The organism is Pseudoalteromonas luteoviolacea (assembly GCF_000814765.1).
GTDB classification, from domain to species: domain Bacteria; phylum Pseudomonadota; class Gammaproteobacteria; order Enterobacterales; family Alteromonadaceae; genus Pseudoalteromonas; species Pseudoalteromonas luteoviolacea_H.
Map to the genome: position 1 here is coordinate 115,280 of NZ_JWIC01000010.1, position 17,304 is coordinate 132,583.

Annotated in this window: 10 protein-coding genes; 2 read left to right on the plus strand and 8 right to left on the minus strand. The window is 47.3% G+C overall.

All coding sequences use genetic code 11. The annotated features are described in order from the left end of the window. Positions 1–317 precede the first annotated feature (317 nt). The 4 genes from JF50_RS22025 to JF50_RS22040 form a co-directional block, all read right to left on the minus strand. Positions 318–4,685 (minus strand): type I polyketide synthase, encoded by a 4,368-nt coding sequence (locus JF50_RS22025; protein ID WP_039611502.1) that lies wholly within the window; start codon positions 4,683–4,685, stop codon positions 318–320. 2 nt (positions 4,686–4,687) lie between these two features. Continuing rightward, complete coding sequence (locus JF50_RS22030; RefSeq protein ID WP_039611503.1) at positions 4,688–9,937, minus strand: non-ribosomal peptide synthetase; 5,250 nt, start codon at positions 9,935–9,937, stop codon at positions 4,688–4,690. 218 nt (positions 9,938–10,155) lie between these two features. Continuing rightward, positions 10,156–10,359, minus strand: coding sequence for an MbtH family protein (locus JF50_RS22035; protein ID WP_039611504.1), 204 nt, complete (start codon positions 10,357–10,359; stop codon positions 10,156–10,158). Positions 10,360–10,415: 56 nt separating this feature from the next. Beyond that, positions 10,416–12,848, minus strand: coding sequence for a penicillin acylase family protein (locus JF50_RS22040; RefSeq protein ID WP_039611505.1), 2,433 nt, complete (start codon positions 12,846–12,848; stop codon positions 10,416–10,418). A gap of 277 nt (positions 12,849–13,125) precedes the next feature. Between JF50_RS22040 and JF50_RS22045 the strand changes: the two genes are divergently transcribed. Then, positions 13,126–13,656 carry an RNA polymerase sigma factor gene (locus JF50_RS22045; protein ID WP_039611506.1) on the plus strand — a complete coding sequence of 177 codons (531 nt, stop codon included), beginning with the start codon at positions 13,126–13,128 and terminating at the stop codon, positions 13,654–13,656. On the opposite strand, the gene JF50_RS22050 is transcribed toward JF50_RS22045, so the two are convergent. Continuing rightward, on the minus strand, positions 13,653–14,111 hold the full coding sequence (locus JF50_RS22050) for a TerB family tellurite resistance protein (protein WP_039611507.1): 459 nt from the start codon (positions 14,109–14,111) through the stop codon (positions 13,653–13,655). The two genes, JF50_RS22045 and JF50_RS22050, sit on opposite strands and share 4 nt — an antisense overlap. Positions 14,112–14,171: 60 nt before the next feature. Between JF50_RS22050 and JF50_RS22055 the strand changes: the two genes are divergently transcribed. Beyond that, positions 14,172–14,582 carry a hypothetical protein gene (locus tag JF50_RS22055; protein ID WP_052262679.1) on the plus strand — a complete coding sequence of 137 codons (411 nt, stop codon included), beginning with the start codon at positions 14,172–14,174 and terminating at the stop codon, positions 14,580–14,582. Between the two features lie 22 nt (positions 14,583–14,604). On the opposite strand, the gene JF50_RS22060 is transcribed toward JF50_RS22055, so the two are convergent. From JF50_RS22060 to leuC, 3 genes are all read right to left on the minus strand, one after another. Continuing rightward, entirely contained in the window at positions 14,605–15,207 is a 603-nt protein-coding gene (locus tag JF50_RS22060) for a hypothetical protein (protein WP_039611508.1), read from the minus strand. Positions 15,208–15,297: 90 nt separating this feature from the next. Continuing rightward, complete coding sequence (leuD, locus tag JF50_RS22065; protein WP_039611509.1) at positions 15,298–15,897, minus strand: 3-isopropylmalate dehydratase small subunit; 600 nt, start codon at positions 15,895–15,897, stop codon at positions 15,298–15,300. Continuing rightward, entirely contained in the window at positions 15,894–17,297 is a 1,404-nt protein-coding gene (gene leuC, locus JF50_RS22070; protein ID WP_039611510.1) for a 3-isopropylmalate dehydratase large subunit, read from the minus strand. The genes leuD and leuC overlap by 4 nt, the downstream gene beginning before the upstream one ends. Between the last annotated feature and the right edge of the window lie 7 nt (positions 17,298–17,304).

Sequence of the window (17,304 nt, forward strand, 5' to 3'; positions counted from 1 at the left end):
GATTGTTATGCACTGCTGTGTGTCGGTCGAGATAAAAAACAAAGTATTGCTTTGCCTGTACTCAACCACATTGCAATGGGTTTTGGCTCGCTACCACATGACACTCACCCCCATACACAGCAACTCAAGCAAGGCATCTTTGCTGCATTGCTGTTACTTTATTAGGTTGTTTGGGTTGTGGTGATTACATCGCGTTTTGCTTGGATGTGTCGGTAAATTTGCCCTTAATGCCAGCTAGACGTTGGGAGAGGAAAAAAATAAAGTGGGAGGCCAATTTGGCCTCCCAAAAAATAGTCACAGTGCTTTCAAGTCAGCCTCTATTCGCTCAGCAACTGCTCTTCTATTAAGAAAGTGAGATTGTCTAAATTGGGGTCTTCAAAGAAGGTAGCTGGCTCTATCTCAACGGCAAACTGCTGTTTGACTTTGGCCAACATTTGAATGGCTATCAGCGAGTCGCCGCCAAGCTCAAACAAATTATCGAAAATGCCAATTTCGTCAAAACCTAAGAACTCACTCCAAATCGCTGCCAATTGCAGTTCAAGCTCGCTGTCTGGGGCTTCAAACTCAGTATCAAGATCTGGACGTTTGTGCCCTTTTGGCGCAGGAGATTTTGCCTGCATTAACTTTTCTGTCAGCTCTGCCACCTTATCTGCACGGGCCTGCCAAGACAGGCTTGCAGCATAAATTTGCGGCGCCTGCGATTGGCTAATACCATCCAATAAGGTTTTGGCCGCCAGCGCATCAATACCAAAGTCTTCACCCACACTGTGACCCGCTGCCATGCCGATATTTGCCCATGCATCCCAATTAACTGATTGTACTAAAAATGGCTGAGGCTGCATCGCGACGGCATCAAGGTAACTATTGGCAGCACAGTAATCACTCTGACCCAAGGCCCCCAAAACTGATGCCAAAGATGAGCATAAAATCATCCGCTCTAGCTGATGTGATTTAAACGCCGCTAATAGATTATCTGTACCGCGGGTTTTCGCCGCCATGCTGTGCGACGCTTGATCGGTGGTCATTTGAGCCAGCATGCCTCCGCCCGGTAAGCCCGCTGCGTGGATCACTTGAGTAATACGACCCAATGATTGCTCCGCATGACTGATGGCGACATTCAGACTCGCAATATCCAGCACATCGGCAGTGATCACAGCAACGCGCGCACCCGTTGCTTGCAGTGCTTGCAGTGCATGGATCTGACCTGTCAGCTTGCTATCTGAGTGCTCATCATTAAGCAGCGTAGGCCACTGCTCGCTGTCAGGGAATTCGGCACGGGTTTGCAACATCAAGGCATGGCCTTGCGCAGCCAATAACTTAGCTAATACTAAGCCCACGCCGCCAAGCCCCCCTGTGATAAAGGTCACTGGCGACGACGCAGTATTCGCCGCAATCTCTGTTTGCGGTAAGACCTGCTCAGTTAACACAAAGCGCTGACGACCTCGATAAGCAATTTCTTTTGCTTCATTGGCCATATCTGCAACCACTTGCGCCGCAATGTGTGACTGAGCGCTGTCGCGCTGTGCGGTGGTGAGTTCTCGCAGCTGGCAATCAATGGCGGTTTGCTCCATACCAATCACCCGCGTTATCCCAAGCGCTGTGGCTTTGTCCGCTGATATTGGCTCATCACCTAACACACTGAATAATTCACTGGCCACCACCGTCCACTGCAGTGTGCCTTGACTCAATAGCCATTTAGCGAGCGGTAATAACTGCTGATAACCACACCCTGACTCATCAAGCAAACGACAATCCACAATGCGCGTAAAGCTCTGCTGCTCATAAAGTGCTGTTAATTGATTGGCATCTTGGCAATCCAAACGATATTGACCTTGTCCCAGCGAGACACATTCATCCCCCTGCCATGCTACGATCACCTCAGCACCTTTTGCGCTCAGTTCAGCGGTCAACTGCGACAGTATTGGCGCATCTGTCGCAATCACGAGTACCTTTTCGCTGTTGAACTGGCTGAGCGCAGAAGTTGTATGCAATTGCTGCTGCCAAACTGGCGCTAATAATTCAGGACCTGTGCTATCAGTGTGTGTCGTCACTGGTGTTTTGCTGTGAGTCGCATCAACCCAATATTCTGTGCTATCAAACTGATATGCTGGAAATGCTATCTCTAACCCATGTGGATTAGAGGACACCACAGACCAATCTATCGCCACACCCAATTGCCACAGTTTTGCCATCGTTTTCACACAAGGTGGAATAGGCGCTTTTAAATCACGCGCATGGGCAATGGAATTGAGTACTGTAGTGTCACCTTCGATCGATTGCTTGGCCAGCTTTTGTAGCGTATCGCCAGGACCTGCCTCAACAAGCACATTGCACTTAGCTGCCAGTGTTTTCACGCCATCAACAAAGTTCACTGCTTGGCGAATGTGGTCTAGCCAATACTGTGTTGAAGTGGCTTGCTCTGGCGTGATCCAAGTCCCTGTTACGTTAGACACAAATGGCGTTTGCGGTGCATTCAATTGCACAGTATTTAATACGTCAGCAAATTCACCCAGCACAGGTTCAGTCAAATGACTGTGGAAAGCATGAGACACATGCAGGCGCGTGACGCTGATATCGGCGGCTTTGAGCTCAGTTTGCAGCGCCTTAATGGCTTCTTTAGACCCCGCCACAACAGTATTGGTCGGGCTATTACACGCTGCAATATCCAGCTGTGTATTTAAATACGGCTGTAAACTTGGCGCATCGCTCATCACAGATAACATGGCACCCGGAGCCATTTTTTGTAGCGCTTCGCCGCGGGCCGTCACCAATTTTACAGCGGTGTCTAAGCTCATCACCTCACTGAGACACGCAGCCACATATTCACCAATACTGTGGCCAAGCATGGCTTCAATCTGTATACCATGGGCTTGGTAGCATTTGGCCATGGCATAGGCGACGACAAATAAAGCAGGCTGAGTCACACGGGTTTGACCTAGCAACTGGTTGGCTGCCAAAAGCTCATCATCGTTGGGGGTAAAGACGCGGCGTAATTCATCTTGCAAGGTGCTATCAAATAAAGCGATGACATCATCAAACTGGGCTTTAAATTCAGGCATATGTTCAAGCAAAGGCTTAGCCATGGTCACGTACTGCGACCCTTGTCCAGAGAACATCAACGCCACTTGTGCAGCGCCCGCTTTATCACCAACAACATCACGAACTAGCAGTTGCTGCGCCTGCTCTGCGCTGTCTACCACCAGGGCATGACGCACAGCCTGAGCGGTACGGTTATGCTGCGATTGTGCTGCGATAAGTGCTAAATTATCTGGATTTTGCTGTAATTTGATAGCCAGCGCTTGGCGCTGGGCTTCCAGTGCTGACTGCGAGTTCGCAGACACAGGTAAGATATGCCAAGGCGCTGTGTGACTGTGCTGCGTCTCATTTGCTGTGTATTCTTCTAAAATCACATGGGCGTTAGTGCCGCCCATCCCCAGTGAACTCACCGCCGCTCGGCGCACTGAGTCACTTTCCCATGGGGTCAATGTGGTGTTGACATAAAATGGGCTATTCGCAAAGTCGATTTTGCTGTTTAGTGGCTCACAGTGCAAACTGGGTGGTAGCGTTTTGTGGCGCAGTGCTTGCACCGCTTTAATCAAACCGGTTACACCCGCCGCGGAGTCCAGATGGCCAATATTGGCTTTAATGGACCCGATGGCAATTTGCTGCTTGTCACACTCCCCATAGGCGCGGCTTAGCGCAGCGATTTCGATCGGGTCGCCTAAGGTTGTGCCCGTGCCATGGGTTTCAATATAGCCCACTGAGCTTGGCTCGATATCAGCAAATTCCAGTGCCGCTTCAATCGCACTCGCTTGTCCTGTGACACTTGGTGCGGTGTAACCGACCTTCTCTTTGCCATCGTTGTTGATTGCGGACCCTTTGATCACGGCCAGTATATGGTCGCCTGCGTCAATGGCATCTTCTACACGCTTCAGCACCACAGCGGCACTGCCGCTACCAATCAAAATGCCATCCGCTTGCTCACCAAATGCGCTCAGTTGGCCAGAGGGTGATAAACTGCCGCCAGTCGGCGCATGATAGCCTTGCTCGTTATTTAAGTTTAACCATACGCCACCAGCAAGGGCCGAGTCGCACTCATAGTTTTGCAGTGAACGACACGCCATGTGCACCGCCACCAAAGACGTCGAACATGCTGTCTGCACGGTCACTGCCGGACCCGTTAAATCCAGCTCATAGCTGATGCGCGTGGCCAGTGAATCTTTATCGTTGCCATTGGTCAGCGCCAGTAAACTGGTGATATCTTGCTGTGAATCACCCAATAGATTTTGCAGTAAATACGCAGTCACGCCGCACCCGGCAAATACACCGGTAAAATTACTGGTGTCGGTGGCAATCCCGGCATGTTCTAAGGCATGCCAGCAGGTTTGCAAAAATACCCGTTGCTGCGGGTCAAGCTGCGCCGCTTCTTTGGGGGTATAGCCAAAAAATGCCGCGTCAAATTGCGCCATCCCCGCAAAAGGGATACCACGTTTAATGTAATCCGGATGGGCAAGATCTTCATCGCTGACGCCTGCCGCTTTTAAGCTGTTGTCATCAAATGTTTTGACGGAGCAGTGGCCATCTCTGACATTTTGCCAAAGTTGATCAACATTATCGGCATCTGGAAAACGGCCAGCCATACCGACGATGGCAATATCTAATTCGCTATAATTACTCTCTGACATGATTAAGATTCTCTTGCTTTTCTTTTACGCGCGGCAATCGCGCCCATGCCGCGTTTTTGTTTCGCGCCACTTGGTTTTTTAGGGGTAACAGGGGCTGTGTTTGACTGCGCACCGCCAAGCAATGTCGCCAAGCTGGCAATACTTGGATGCGCAAACAACTCTGTCATTTGTAAATTTGGATACTGAAGTTTCAGCTCTTCATACACCGCCATCAGTAATAGCGAGTGCCCGCCAACATCAAAGAAGTTAGCGTGTCGATCGATATCTGGAGTTTTGAGGTGTTTTTGCCAGATCTCGGCGATAGCGCGTTCGGTGTCGTTTTGCGCCAGCTCTACGGCTTTAACTACACGGTCTATTTTAGGCAGCTGTTTACGCTCCAACTTGCCGCTGGCGTTTACTGGCAGTGTTTCCAGCACCAGGATATCGCTAGGCACCATGTATGCGGGCATACGCTCTCCCAGCGCCCTTTTTAGCTTGTCGGCAAATCCTTCATCGCTGTATTTACCACTTTGAATATAAGCGATTAAACCCAGACCATGCGCTTGCTGCTCCGTCACCACAACCGCCATATCAACCTCAGGCAATTGGCTCAAGTGTTGCTCTATTTCACCTAGTTCAACGCGAAAACCGCGAATTTTCACCTGATGATCGTTGCGTCCGTGATACATCAAGGCCTCGCCTTGCCAGCTGACCATATCACCAGTGGCATACATACGCGCGCCATCGTCGCTAAATGGATCCGCAATAAAGCGTGTCGCTGTCATTTCCGGCTGTGCCCAGTAGCCACGCGCTAAAATATCACCACCTACAAACAACTGACCCACTTGACCATGGGGGACTGTCTCCAAGTTGTCATCAAGGATATACAGTTTGCGTCCGGCTAAAGCGTGACCCAGAGGGACTGACTGATTCTCTTGGCCATGCGCGGTAAAATCTTGGCAAGGGTGGATTGCCGCTTCGACGACGATTTCCGTCGGGCCATAGGTATTAAGTAATCGTACCTGCGATAAACCAGTATTTTGCCAGTCTTGAATACCCGCCACAGACATGGCCTCGCCGCCTGAGTGAACTTGTCTTAATTTAGGTAAGACCAATGCGGCTTGCTGCGCTTTACGCGCCCAACTGGCGCTGATACTGCGCCAATACGCAGCGCTTAAATCCATCACCGCTACATTATGCTTTTGTGCCTGCTGATAAAGGGTATCAGCATCCCACAAGGCATCGCCGCGCAGTAATACCGCAGCACCCACAGCCCATGTTGGGAAGAGCTGCTCAACAAACGCATCAAAGTTCGCTGTGGCAAATTGCAGCACGACATCATCCGCTTGTAAGTTGATAAACTGCTTGGCCGACTCGATATAACGAGACAATGCGCCTAACTCAATGGCAACGCCTTTGGCTTTGCCAGTCGAGCCAGAGGTATAATTGAGGTATGCGGTTTGCTGACAATGGCGTGCTACTTCTGGCGCCCCCGTATTGAGATGGTGCTCTCCCAAAAGGGTTTGTGGCGACAAAAACATGCCATCAAATGACTCCGCCAGATCAGCATCATCACTGAGTATGGCTTGGCAGCCACTGTCCGTGAGCATATGTTGCAACTTATCCGCAGGGAATTGCTTATCGAGCGGCAAATAAGCCGCACCGGCTTTAAGACATGCCAACGTACTGGCCAGCATCAATGGCTTTCTACTTTGCATCACACCGACAACAGATTCTGTGCTTAAGCCTTTTGCCACTAAGCCATGAGCTAGGCGGTTTGAAGTCTGCTCAAGCCACTCATAACTGTAGTGCTGATCGTTATAAATCACCGCGGTGCGCGCAGGCGCTTTGTGTGCAATCTCACTGATGGCATCTAACCAAGGCGTATCCGGTAATGTCACCACAGCGCCAAGGCCTTGCGCGATCGCCCGTGTTTTTTGCGTATGGGTCGCTAAATTGCCTATCGCTGTCGTCGGCTCAGCCACCGCATTGCGCAGTAAAGTATTGAAGGCAAGCACCACCGACTGCATATATTCGGCGTCAAATAGGGCTGCGTTATATTGGAACTCCAACAATAAGGCACCATCATTTAACAAACGCGAGTCTATGCTCAAATCAAACTGAGCTTGCGATTGCAGTGCCGCCACTTTATCCACCGCAACGCCAGGCAAGTCAAGCGCTTGCTGCACATCCTGCTCAAGGTGGTTAAACATCACCTGAAATAGCGGATTTTGCCCTAGGCTACGATCTGGGTTGAGTGTTTCAACTAATTTTTCAAACGGTAAATCCTGATTTTGTTGTGCCGCAATCACCTGCTCTTTGGTTGCCGCTAACACCTCAACAAAGCTTTGCTGTGCAGACAATGTATTGCGCTGAACCAAAGTATTGATGAAAAAACCCACCAAAGAATGCAACTCTGAATAGCGACGATTCGCTACCGGCACGCCAATGCGCGGCGTGCGTTTACCAGCATAGCGATAGAAAAATACCTGCAAGCTACTGAGTAATAACATGAATAAACTTGCGCCATGGCGATGCGCAAGCGCTTGAAGCTGTTCAACCTCTTGATAAGACAGTTGCAGTGTTTGACTTTGCATCGGCGCAGGGCCATTAGGCTGCCTAATATGCTGCGGCGTAAGTAGCTCTTCATCATCACTGCCTTGCAACAATTGCTGCCAATAAGAGAGCTGGCTGTGCGCATCGGCACTTGATAACCACTGCTGCTGCCAAGCGGCAAAATCACCATAATTAATCGCCGGCGAAATGTGAGTTAACGTCTTACCCTCAGCAAGCAACTGATAAGTGCGGCTAATATCCGCAAGGAGAAGGTCAAAACTCCACGCATCACTGGCGATATGGTGCATCACCAGTACCATCTCAAAGCGTCCCTCTGCACGTTTTAACAGCGCGGCTCTCAAGTTTTCGCCTTTTTCCAGCGCAAATGGTTGCTGATAAAATGCCTCAATCCATGCTGCAATATCCGCGTCAGACTGCGTCGTCACATCAAGCGACTGCCAGTTCAGCGGCTGCTCGGTTAAGCGCTGCTGCCATTGTCCGTCTTGATCTTTCACATACGCATGTCGCAAGGCGCCCTGCTGCTCTAACACCTGTTTAAGCGCAGTTTGTAAGTGCGTGTCGATGACGTCACCATGCAGCGTTAAGCTGGCACCAATATGATATGCGCTACTGGTAGGCTCAAGTTGCCATAAGAACAATTGCCTTTGTTGCTGTGCGCTCAGTGGATAAGCGGTTTGGGCCAGTGCAGGGATCGCCACTTGATGTGCTTTGGTGTTGATACTCTCTCGTACCAGTTGACAAAAATCAGTAAATTTATGCGCTGCAAACACCGCTGTCGGATCAATTTGGCACTCGCATGTCTCTTGTACTTTTGCCAGTAGCAAAGCGGCCTTAATCGAGCTGCCACCTAAAGCAAAAAAATCGGCATCATTGCTATTCACTGGATAGCGAAGCACCTCTTGCCACAACTCAGCTAAGGTATGTGTGAGGGTATCCCAGCCTTCCTGATCTTCACCGCCATGACTGATGGATAGCTGCTGCAATTGAGCTAGGTTAAATACCCCGTAGGTAGCCAGCTTTTCCTCATTAAGTAATTTCATGCACGCGCTGCGCTGTAATTTACCGCTGGAGGTTTTTGGCAATCCGCCTTGGTCTAATAGCACCACCAACTCAGGGCAATGACCAAATTGCTCAATGATAAAATCTCTGATAATTTTTGCGCTTTGTTGCGCTGGCACCTCATTGCGATACACATTGGCGGTTTCAATGGCAATACCGATGCCCTCGCCGCTTTCTTCGCTTGGTACCGGAAACGCCGAGACACGGCCTTGACGCACAAAGCTGATGGCGCCTTCAATTGCGCGCTCAATATCTTGTGGATAGACATTGTGACCATTCATGATGATCAAATCTTTTTGGCGACCAGAGATGTAAAGTTGACCATCATGAATGTAACCAACATCCCCTGTGCGCAGCCAGCGCTTGCCAGCATGCTCAACAAATGTCTCTTGCGTGGCTTTATCATTGCGCCAATACCCCAACGCAATGCTTGGACCGCTCGCCCAGATCTCACCAATGCCGCCCTCTGCAACTTCATCAAAACTGGATGAGCAGGTAATACGCACCTGATGTTCGCTGGCAGATACGCCGCACCCCACTTGGTGGCCATATTCTTCAGTGTCACGCGTATCGGCAACTTGCTGATATACCGCTTTACCCGATGCCAAGGCTTGATTATCAAATGCCTTAATGACCGCGCCTTGTGCAGGAATACTGCCGGTCACAAATAAAGTGCCTTCGGCAAGACCATAACAAGGGTAAAGCGCGTTACTATCGAAACCTTGCGCTGCATATTTGTCCGCAAAGTTCAGTAAAGTGTCGTGGCGAATGGGCTCTGCGCCGGAGAAAAACACCCGTAAACTGCTCAAGTCAATGTCTGCAATTTGCTTGTCTTTAATGCGCTCAATACACAGACGATAAGAAAAATCAGGGCCGCCACTGATGGTGGCGTGATATTGGGAAATCAGCTGTAACCAGCGCGCTGGGCGTTCCATAAAGTAACGAGGTGAACATAAAATCAATTTAAAGCCCGAGTAAATCGGCTGCAATAGCCCACCAATCAAGCCCATATCATGGAACAGCGGCAACCAGCTAACTATGGTATCATCGCGACTGATCTTAAGGCCCTCAGCAATGGCTTTTTCATTGGCAATCAAGTTGCCATGACTAACCATCACCCCTTTGGGTTTAGCCGTTGAGCCTGAGGTATACTGTAAAAATGCAATGTCATCACTTTTAGCACAGTAACGCTCAACGTCTTCGATTTGCTCACAAAACTCGTCAATCACCAACATTTTGCTGCCATTGACTTGATCAACCAGTGCCTCGACTGTGGCAGTATAGCGTGCGGTTGTTAGCACAAGTGCCGCTTCTGAATCTTCTGCAATACCCACAGTACGCGCAATATGCTGGGCTTTGGTCGATTCTGGCGGAAAGCTTGGAATGGCAGTCACACCTAAATACTGACAAGCTAAAAAGCTGGTCACGTACTCAATGCCGGTATCCATCAAGATCAGCGCTCTGTCGCCTGCCACAACGTGATTTTTTAAATGGCTGGCCACCATTAAGCTCTGTGCATACAGCTCTCCATAGCTCCATGGTGTGTGTGCTTTTTTATCAACACATACCAGCCCCGTTTTGTCTGGCTGCTGCGCAACATGCTGCGCTAAATGATCCATGATGGTAATGGCGTTCATGATTTACTCCATGAGATATAACTAGCAATGCGCATCGTGTTTGGTGCTTTTACTGCCCACACTATGTCGAGAAAATGCTTAATGCGCTTAAGTAATTGAGTGTTGTATGGCGGGGTCCGCCTGATCGCAATATGAAGTGAAAATAGAGTCTACAAAGTCAGGGCATGGCTTCGCCTAAATCACTGACTACCTGACTCACTCTCACTAATTGGCCTGAACTATTGCGCCATGGCTTGGCGTAAGCTTAACGGGCGCATATCAGTCCAATGCGTTTTGATATGTTCAAGGCAAGTTGCTTTATCGCCACTCACACCTGTGTCTTGCCAGCCACCGGGTATCGTCTTGTAACTCGGCCATAAAGAGTATTGTTCTTCGTGGTTAATGATTACTTTAAAAGTGCCATTTTCGTTGTCAAAGCTCATCACATTTTTCCAAAAATTAGACTGTCGCCACTGTGACGCGCGACAGTCTAGGATTTTTAGTCTTTTTTCACGCTAAGTGTGATTTCACTGACTTTATTTTGCTTGATCTGTGCATCTGTGTACGGCAAATCAATCAATCCCTTACCTGCAGCATAGTGCTCGCTGGCATCAGAGAAGTGTGGTGAATTTGGATTATTACTCTGCGAATAAGTCAATAGACCACGGGCTTGCGGACCATGCTGATCGAAGCCGACCACCATCATCCAGCTAGAGCCATAGTTAATTGGATAACCATCTGTGCTCAAGCCAGTGCTCACTGTCCAGTTTTCGTTTAATACTTCTTTTAACGGCGGCGCCAATTGCGGAGCAAACGAGGTCAGATCCATCGCATTGGTTGTCGAGTAGATGTTAAAACCACCACTATTGTGCTCAGCACCTGGCCAAGGGATACGTCGATCCCCCTTTTGCAAATACTGTAACTCGCCCAGTGGTGCATCAATGGCGAAGCCTGCATTTTCAAGGTGCTTACTTGCAGCCAATAGCTTAACCAAGGTTGCCTTGTCCGCTTTGACAATGCTTGGCGTCACAGCAGGAAATACGGGGTTAAATTGCACCAGTAAATTTTCATCTTCTAGTAAGCTGAAGAACTCTTTTGCAAGCGGCGCAGACACAGAATTCGCATTAAATTTGCCATCCCACTTTGCAAATGCACGACATGCAGGGTCGACAGGCATGCTTAAGGTGTCCGTCACTTTTAACGTTTGGCCAGCATACAGTGCACACGCAGCCATCACCGTCGGTTTATAAAGCTCAAACGACGCACTGGTGCCTGTGACGATGCTTTCTAGTTCATGACGATCAAATTTACCATCTGCGCCACGAGCAAAACGCAGTAAGTTTAAGTTATAACGAGTACGACGCGTTTGCTTATAGTCAGTGTGACCATAGAGCGGCGAGTAGCCGGTCAATTTTTCATTTAGGTTCGTTAGCCAGTATGAATTATTGGCATTTTGCACGTAATCTTGACGACGTAACTTTGGTGCGCGCTCATACGGGATTTCTTGCTGGTAGACCAATGCACTGCTGGTACCCGGTAAAACTGCCATACGCGTGTTTTTATACACTTGTGAAATCACCGGATGTGAACGCAATAGCTCTTCACCCATCGCAGGTAAATCCGGCACATTAGAATCATCAATGTAGAACACTTCACCTTGGTTGTCTGCCACAAGGGTATTGTTAAACGCTAACCCATCGAGCGTTTTAAAGGTCTCGATGAACTCGTCTAGGTTGTTAGCACGGTTCATTGCCAACCAGTGGTCAATGCCTTCCAAGTTATTTAAATTGGTATCGCGGACAACATAGGCATTTTTGTCATCCCACTTAAAGTTTTTCTGATCTTCAAGCACATAACCAATTGGCGTTGTGAAGTAGTCTTTCTTCATGGTGATCACGCCCATAGGCGTTAACACATCAACGTTAACCTGTTTCTTCTCAATATCTAGCCACTGACCATCGAATTTATACTGCAGCGGGTTCGCTGGGTTTAACTCAAGCTGATAAATCACTTCATGACGTGCTGCTGAGTAGGTATGTGTCCAAGCAATGTTTTGGTTAAAACCAATATTCACAATCCCTGGTACACCCACCACTGACGCCCCCATGGTGCTAAAGTCACCTTCTACACTGGCGTGATTAGCCCAAAATCTCAGGTTACCATTAAATGGGAAATGTGGATTTGCTAGTAATAAACCACGGCCATTGTCAGTCACTTGATGACCCAATGCCCAACCGTTTGAGCCCTGCGTAAGTTGCTTTGGCTTATAATCCGTATTGCTGGCCATTAACCACGGCTGTGACGCTTCACTTTCTTGTTTGGCAATCACAGGGAGCCATTCTGTGCCTGTACCTGGATTTGCTTGAAGAATTTGTACCAGTAAACGACCTATGCTGTTTTGAACCGCAGACGCTAATACCGATGCAACCACATCTACGCCTTCAATCGGCTTAACCCATGCTTTGCCGTCACATGCTGGTGCCAAAGTCGCGTTGCCCAGATTGACATCTTGAAGGTACTGGTTATAACCCGCAGCAAACCCCTCTGCCAATGCGCGTGTATCCGCAGACAGATTGGCATACTCACGTTCAACTCGACCACGTAAGTCAATGATTTTATAGCCCAAATCTAGACTAACAAAAAAGTTATCCTGGCCGTTTTTATGTGGCCCAAGATACTTAGCACGTTCACCTTTCACGCGCACATAGCCATCCGCCAAAATACACGCATGATCTTGTGCCTGCGCATACGCATTACCATACCCTAAGCCGAATAGAGACTTTGCTTGAATATGCGGAATACCATGCTCTGTGCGCGTGATCTTAACATCTTCATTCAAATTCACGGACGCTGTGCTTGCCTGTGCGCCAATGTGGACACCAGACAAGGCAAAAGCAGCCAAAATAGGTACTAATGTAGATTTTAACTTCATAACTTTCCTTAAGTTCTTAAACACTGTTAAAAATTTAAACCCGTGCACTCAAGACGATACAAACCGTAAAAAACCAAAGAAAATAACAAGAATATTTGTTGCAAAATAAGCAATTAAGGTTGCAAAAAAGCACTTATTTTTAACCCGTGGTTAATTTGTATTTAATTAGCAAAACCACACAAAACACTTGACTGTTAATAGAAGATCAAAATAACATAATAGTGATAATAATTCGCATTATCTATTACGGATTAACTTTTAGGACAAATAGGAGTAAATGACAGTGCAGCTGTGCAACAAGTGGTCTAAGGTGATTGCTGAGAATGAAGCAAAATTACTGGCTTATTTGAATAATATCCTACGCTGCCCATATCTGGCCGAGGACGCCTTACAGGATACGTTTTTACGCTTATCAGGTATGTCAAAGTGTCAGGATTGTCAGGTTAAAAACACCAAAAGCTATTGCTATCAAGTTGCTAGAAACATTGCCATTGATATGATCCGAAAACAAAATCGCGAATCTCTGGTTGATTTAGAATCAATCCAAACAGAACAGTTCGACGATGAAAGCTCCAATATTGAAGAAAGATATATTGACGCGCAGTTGTCTGACAAAGTAAATAGCACCATAGGTAAGCTGTCTAAACGCCATCAAAATGTGGTGAGCTTTTATCGAGATGGGCGCTTAAAACAAAAAGAAATCGCCAAGATGTACCATATTTCACCAACATTAGTGAATTTTATGATCAAAGAAGCCATTCAATCATGCCAAAATGAATTGCAGGCAGGTGCCGTTGTAGCGCACTAATCAGGTAAACCTAAAATACCTTTTACATTGAGCTTGGCGGCAATAAAGTCGCCATGAGATACGTACATCAGCCCCGCTAACTTGCGAACGGTGTAATCTTCCTGAGGATCCAATTTGCCATCTGCGAATGCAACCATCCACAATAACTCAATCACTTCAATGCGCGCTTCTTCACTGGTATTGTCATTGACAACTTTAACAAAACGGTGCAAATCTATCGCTTCATCGACTAACTGCTGTGCCTCACTACAGATAAGATCACTGCTATGCGCCGATAACTGACAATGCTGCTGTAACAACTGAGTTATCATCTTTAACTCATCAGGCGCAATATCATTATCAGCCCTCATCACCTCTACCATCAATGCACCCAATGCAGTCGCAAAGTCTACGGGTGCCTCTTGTTGAGGCTGAGCGTCTAATTTAGCCAAAAATAATCGTATACGTTCTAACAATTGTTGCCCCTTTTGATACACTTAACAGACAGATACCCTTTTCAATGGTGCTAAGTAAGCATGCAATCTCGCACAACACTTATCCACAAAATCACTGTAAAAGTGCTAATATTAACGTCACTTAGCTTGCTCAGTGCGTGTAGCTTCTCACCAAATAAGATAGGTGTTGCTGAAAAGTACTATGATTTTGACCACCAAATCCATTACGAACAAATTAAGTATAACGATGACCACTACTATTTGCAGATAAAAGCTGATTCTTACGAGCACTTTTCACAACAAAGTATTTTTTTACTGCGCCACAGTCAAACCTTATGCCGTGGCGATAGCCCCCAAATACTATTGCATGGTGGCGTACAAAAATTTGACCGTTTACCGCTTTACCCCCGCCCTTATCAACCGGATCTGAGAGCAGAAGTGAAGTGTGTAAAGGAAATAAATCGTGCATTAAAAACCAGCACTCAGCGATAACGTGCTGGTTCATCAAAGCAAATTAGTCTTTATATCCCCAAGGCGCTTTAGGTGCTTTCACCGGCTTAGTTAAGTCAAAGTCGACTCTAAACTCACGCCCTTCACGCACTAAACGATACGTAAATTTGTCATCATAGATAAACATTTGCCAAGTGTTCCCCATCGATTGAGGAATAGCATGTTCAATAAATAGCTCTTTAGAATATTGATCCGCTGGGAATGATTGCACATTGTCAAAACCTGCATCGACCGTGTGACCACCATACATAGTCGATTTATCATCACTGCCATCTTTATGACGGTGGTCGTGTTTCAGGCTTAGACCACTACCTGTTTTAGTAATGATCCAAGTACGTGACGCATCTTTACCTACGTGAAACGGTACTTGTAGCTCACGCTCGTTACAACGACGAACATGCATTACCAGCCTTTCTTCGCTAAATGCACTTGGACCCTGATTATCAACAGTCACCTTGCCTTCATATGCCTTGCCACAATGCGCTTTGATTTTGTCAAAAAAAGCATCATGAGTTGGGATAGATACAAGCGGAGCAGGACGGGCAAAAGCGGCACTACTGGCAAACACCGTTGCAGCAGCCAACAGAGAAGCTGAAAACTTATTCATCGATATGTTCCTAAATATGAAAAGCCAAAGACTAAAACGCCTTTGGCATAATGGCAAAAAAATGCGATGGTTAGCCAGAAATCTATCTGATCACTGCCACGGTCTTGCAGACTTTAACTGTTGTTCAAAGGCATCAATATGGTGATTCAGTTGCTCCGTCTCTCCAATAAAATCTAAGCCACTGAGTAATCTTGCTTTAATATCTGAGCGAACCTCGAAGGAAATATCCGCAAAATACTCACTACAGATCACCTGCTTTTCTAGATCAATTTCAATATGTACCTGTGGATGCGCGTCACACACTGCAAACAGCGCATCCAGTACCTCTGCAGGCAGCGCAATGCAAAGCATCTGATTGTTACCACAGTTATTGAAAAAGATATCTGCGAAACTCTCTGCCAAGATGACACTAAAGCCATACTGCTTGAGTGCCCAAGGGGCATGCTCACGAGATGAACCACAGCCAAAATTATCACGGGTCAATAATATAGTCGCGCCTTGATAGCGTTCAAAATTTAACACAAACTCTGGATCAGACTCGCCATTGTCTAAATATCTCCAATCATAAAATAGCGCTTTATCAAAGCCATCTCGGCTTGTCGACGTAAGAAATTGTTTAGGAATAATTTGGTCTGTATCGACATTATTCTTATCTAATGGCGCCATCAATCCACTATGATATTTACTCATCTCTGCGCTCCTCGAATATCAGTAAATCGACCTGCAATTGCCGCCGCCGCAGCCATTGCAGGACTGACTAAGTGAGTACGTCCACCTCGGCCTTGACGTCCTTCAAAGTTACGATTAGAGGTAGATGCACAGCGCTTACCTGAACCTAACCTGTCGTCATTCATCGCCAAACACATCGAGCACCCAGGCTCACGCCACTCAAAACCTGCCGCGATAAATATATCAGCTAACCCTTCTTGCTCAGCTTGCTGTTTGACTAAACCAGAACCCGGTACTATCAGCGCTTCGACGCCGTGCGCCACTTGCTTACCTTCCACAATTTTTGCCGCGGCACGTAGGTCTTCAATACGGCTATTGGTACAAGACCCAATGAATACGGTATCAACCGTGGCATCTGATAATCGCTGCCCAGCTTCAAGCCCCATATATCGCAATGCCGAACGCATGGAATCTGCTTTGATCAGATCTTGCTCTTCATCAGGGTTGGGAATGGGCTCATCAATGCCAATTACTTGTTCAGGGCTTGTGCCCCACGTCACCTGAGGCTGAATGTCTTCCGCCTCCATTTCAACCACACGATCAAACTGCGCACCCTCATCCGAATGTAGCGTTTTCCAGTAGGCAACAGCGTGCTTGAAGTCTGCCCCTTTTGGTGCAAAAGGACGTCCCTCTAGATACGCATAGGTTATGTCATCGGGCGCGATCAGCCCTGCTTTTGCCCCCATCTCAATGCTCATATTACATAACGTCATACGTGATTCCATCGACAATGCTTCGATGGCTGTACCGCAAAACTCTGCAACATAGCCGGTACCACCTGCGGTACCTAGCTCACCGATCACCGCCATGATTAAGTCTTTCGCAGTCACCGTTGGGCGAAGTAACCCATTGATCTGAATTTTAAGCGCCTTGGCTTTTTTCTGTTGCAGTGTTTGCGTTGCCAGCACGTGCTCAACTTCTGAAGTGCCAATACCATGTGCTAATGCCCCAAAAGCACCATGGGTCGACGTATGGCTATCACCACAAACTATGGTTGTACCGGGTAATGTGATCCCTTGCTCAGGCCCCATAACATGGACAATACCCTGATTAATCGACTCTAAGTCATAAAGTTGAACACCAAATTCAGCGCAATTATTTGCCAGTGCTTGAAGCTGATTTTTGCTCACTTCACTGGCCGCATCAATTGAGCGACTTTTAGTAGATACGTTATGATCCATAGTCGCAAAGGTTTTTTCTGGACAACGTACTGGACGGTTTTTCTCTCTCAGGCCGGCAAATGCTTGCGGTGACGTTACCTCATGCACTAAATGCCTATCGATATACAGTAAATCTGTCTGCTCATTAATTTGTGCAACCACATGAGATTGCCAAATTTTATCGTATAAAGTCTGTGCCACTTGCTAC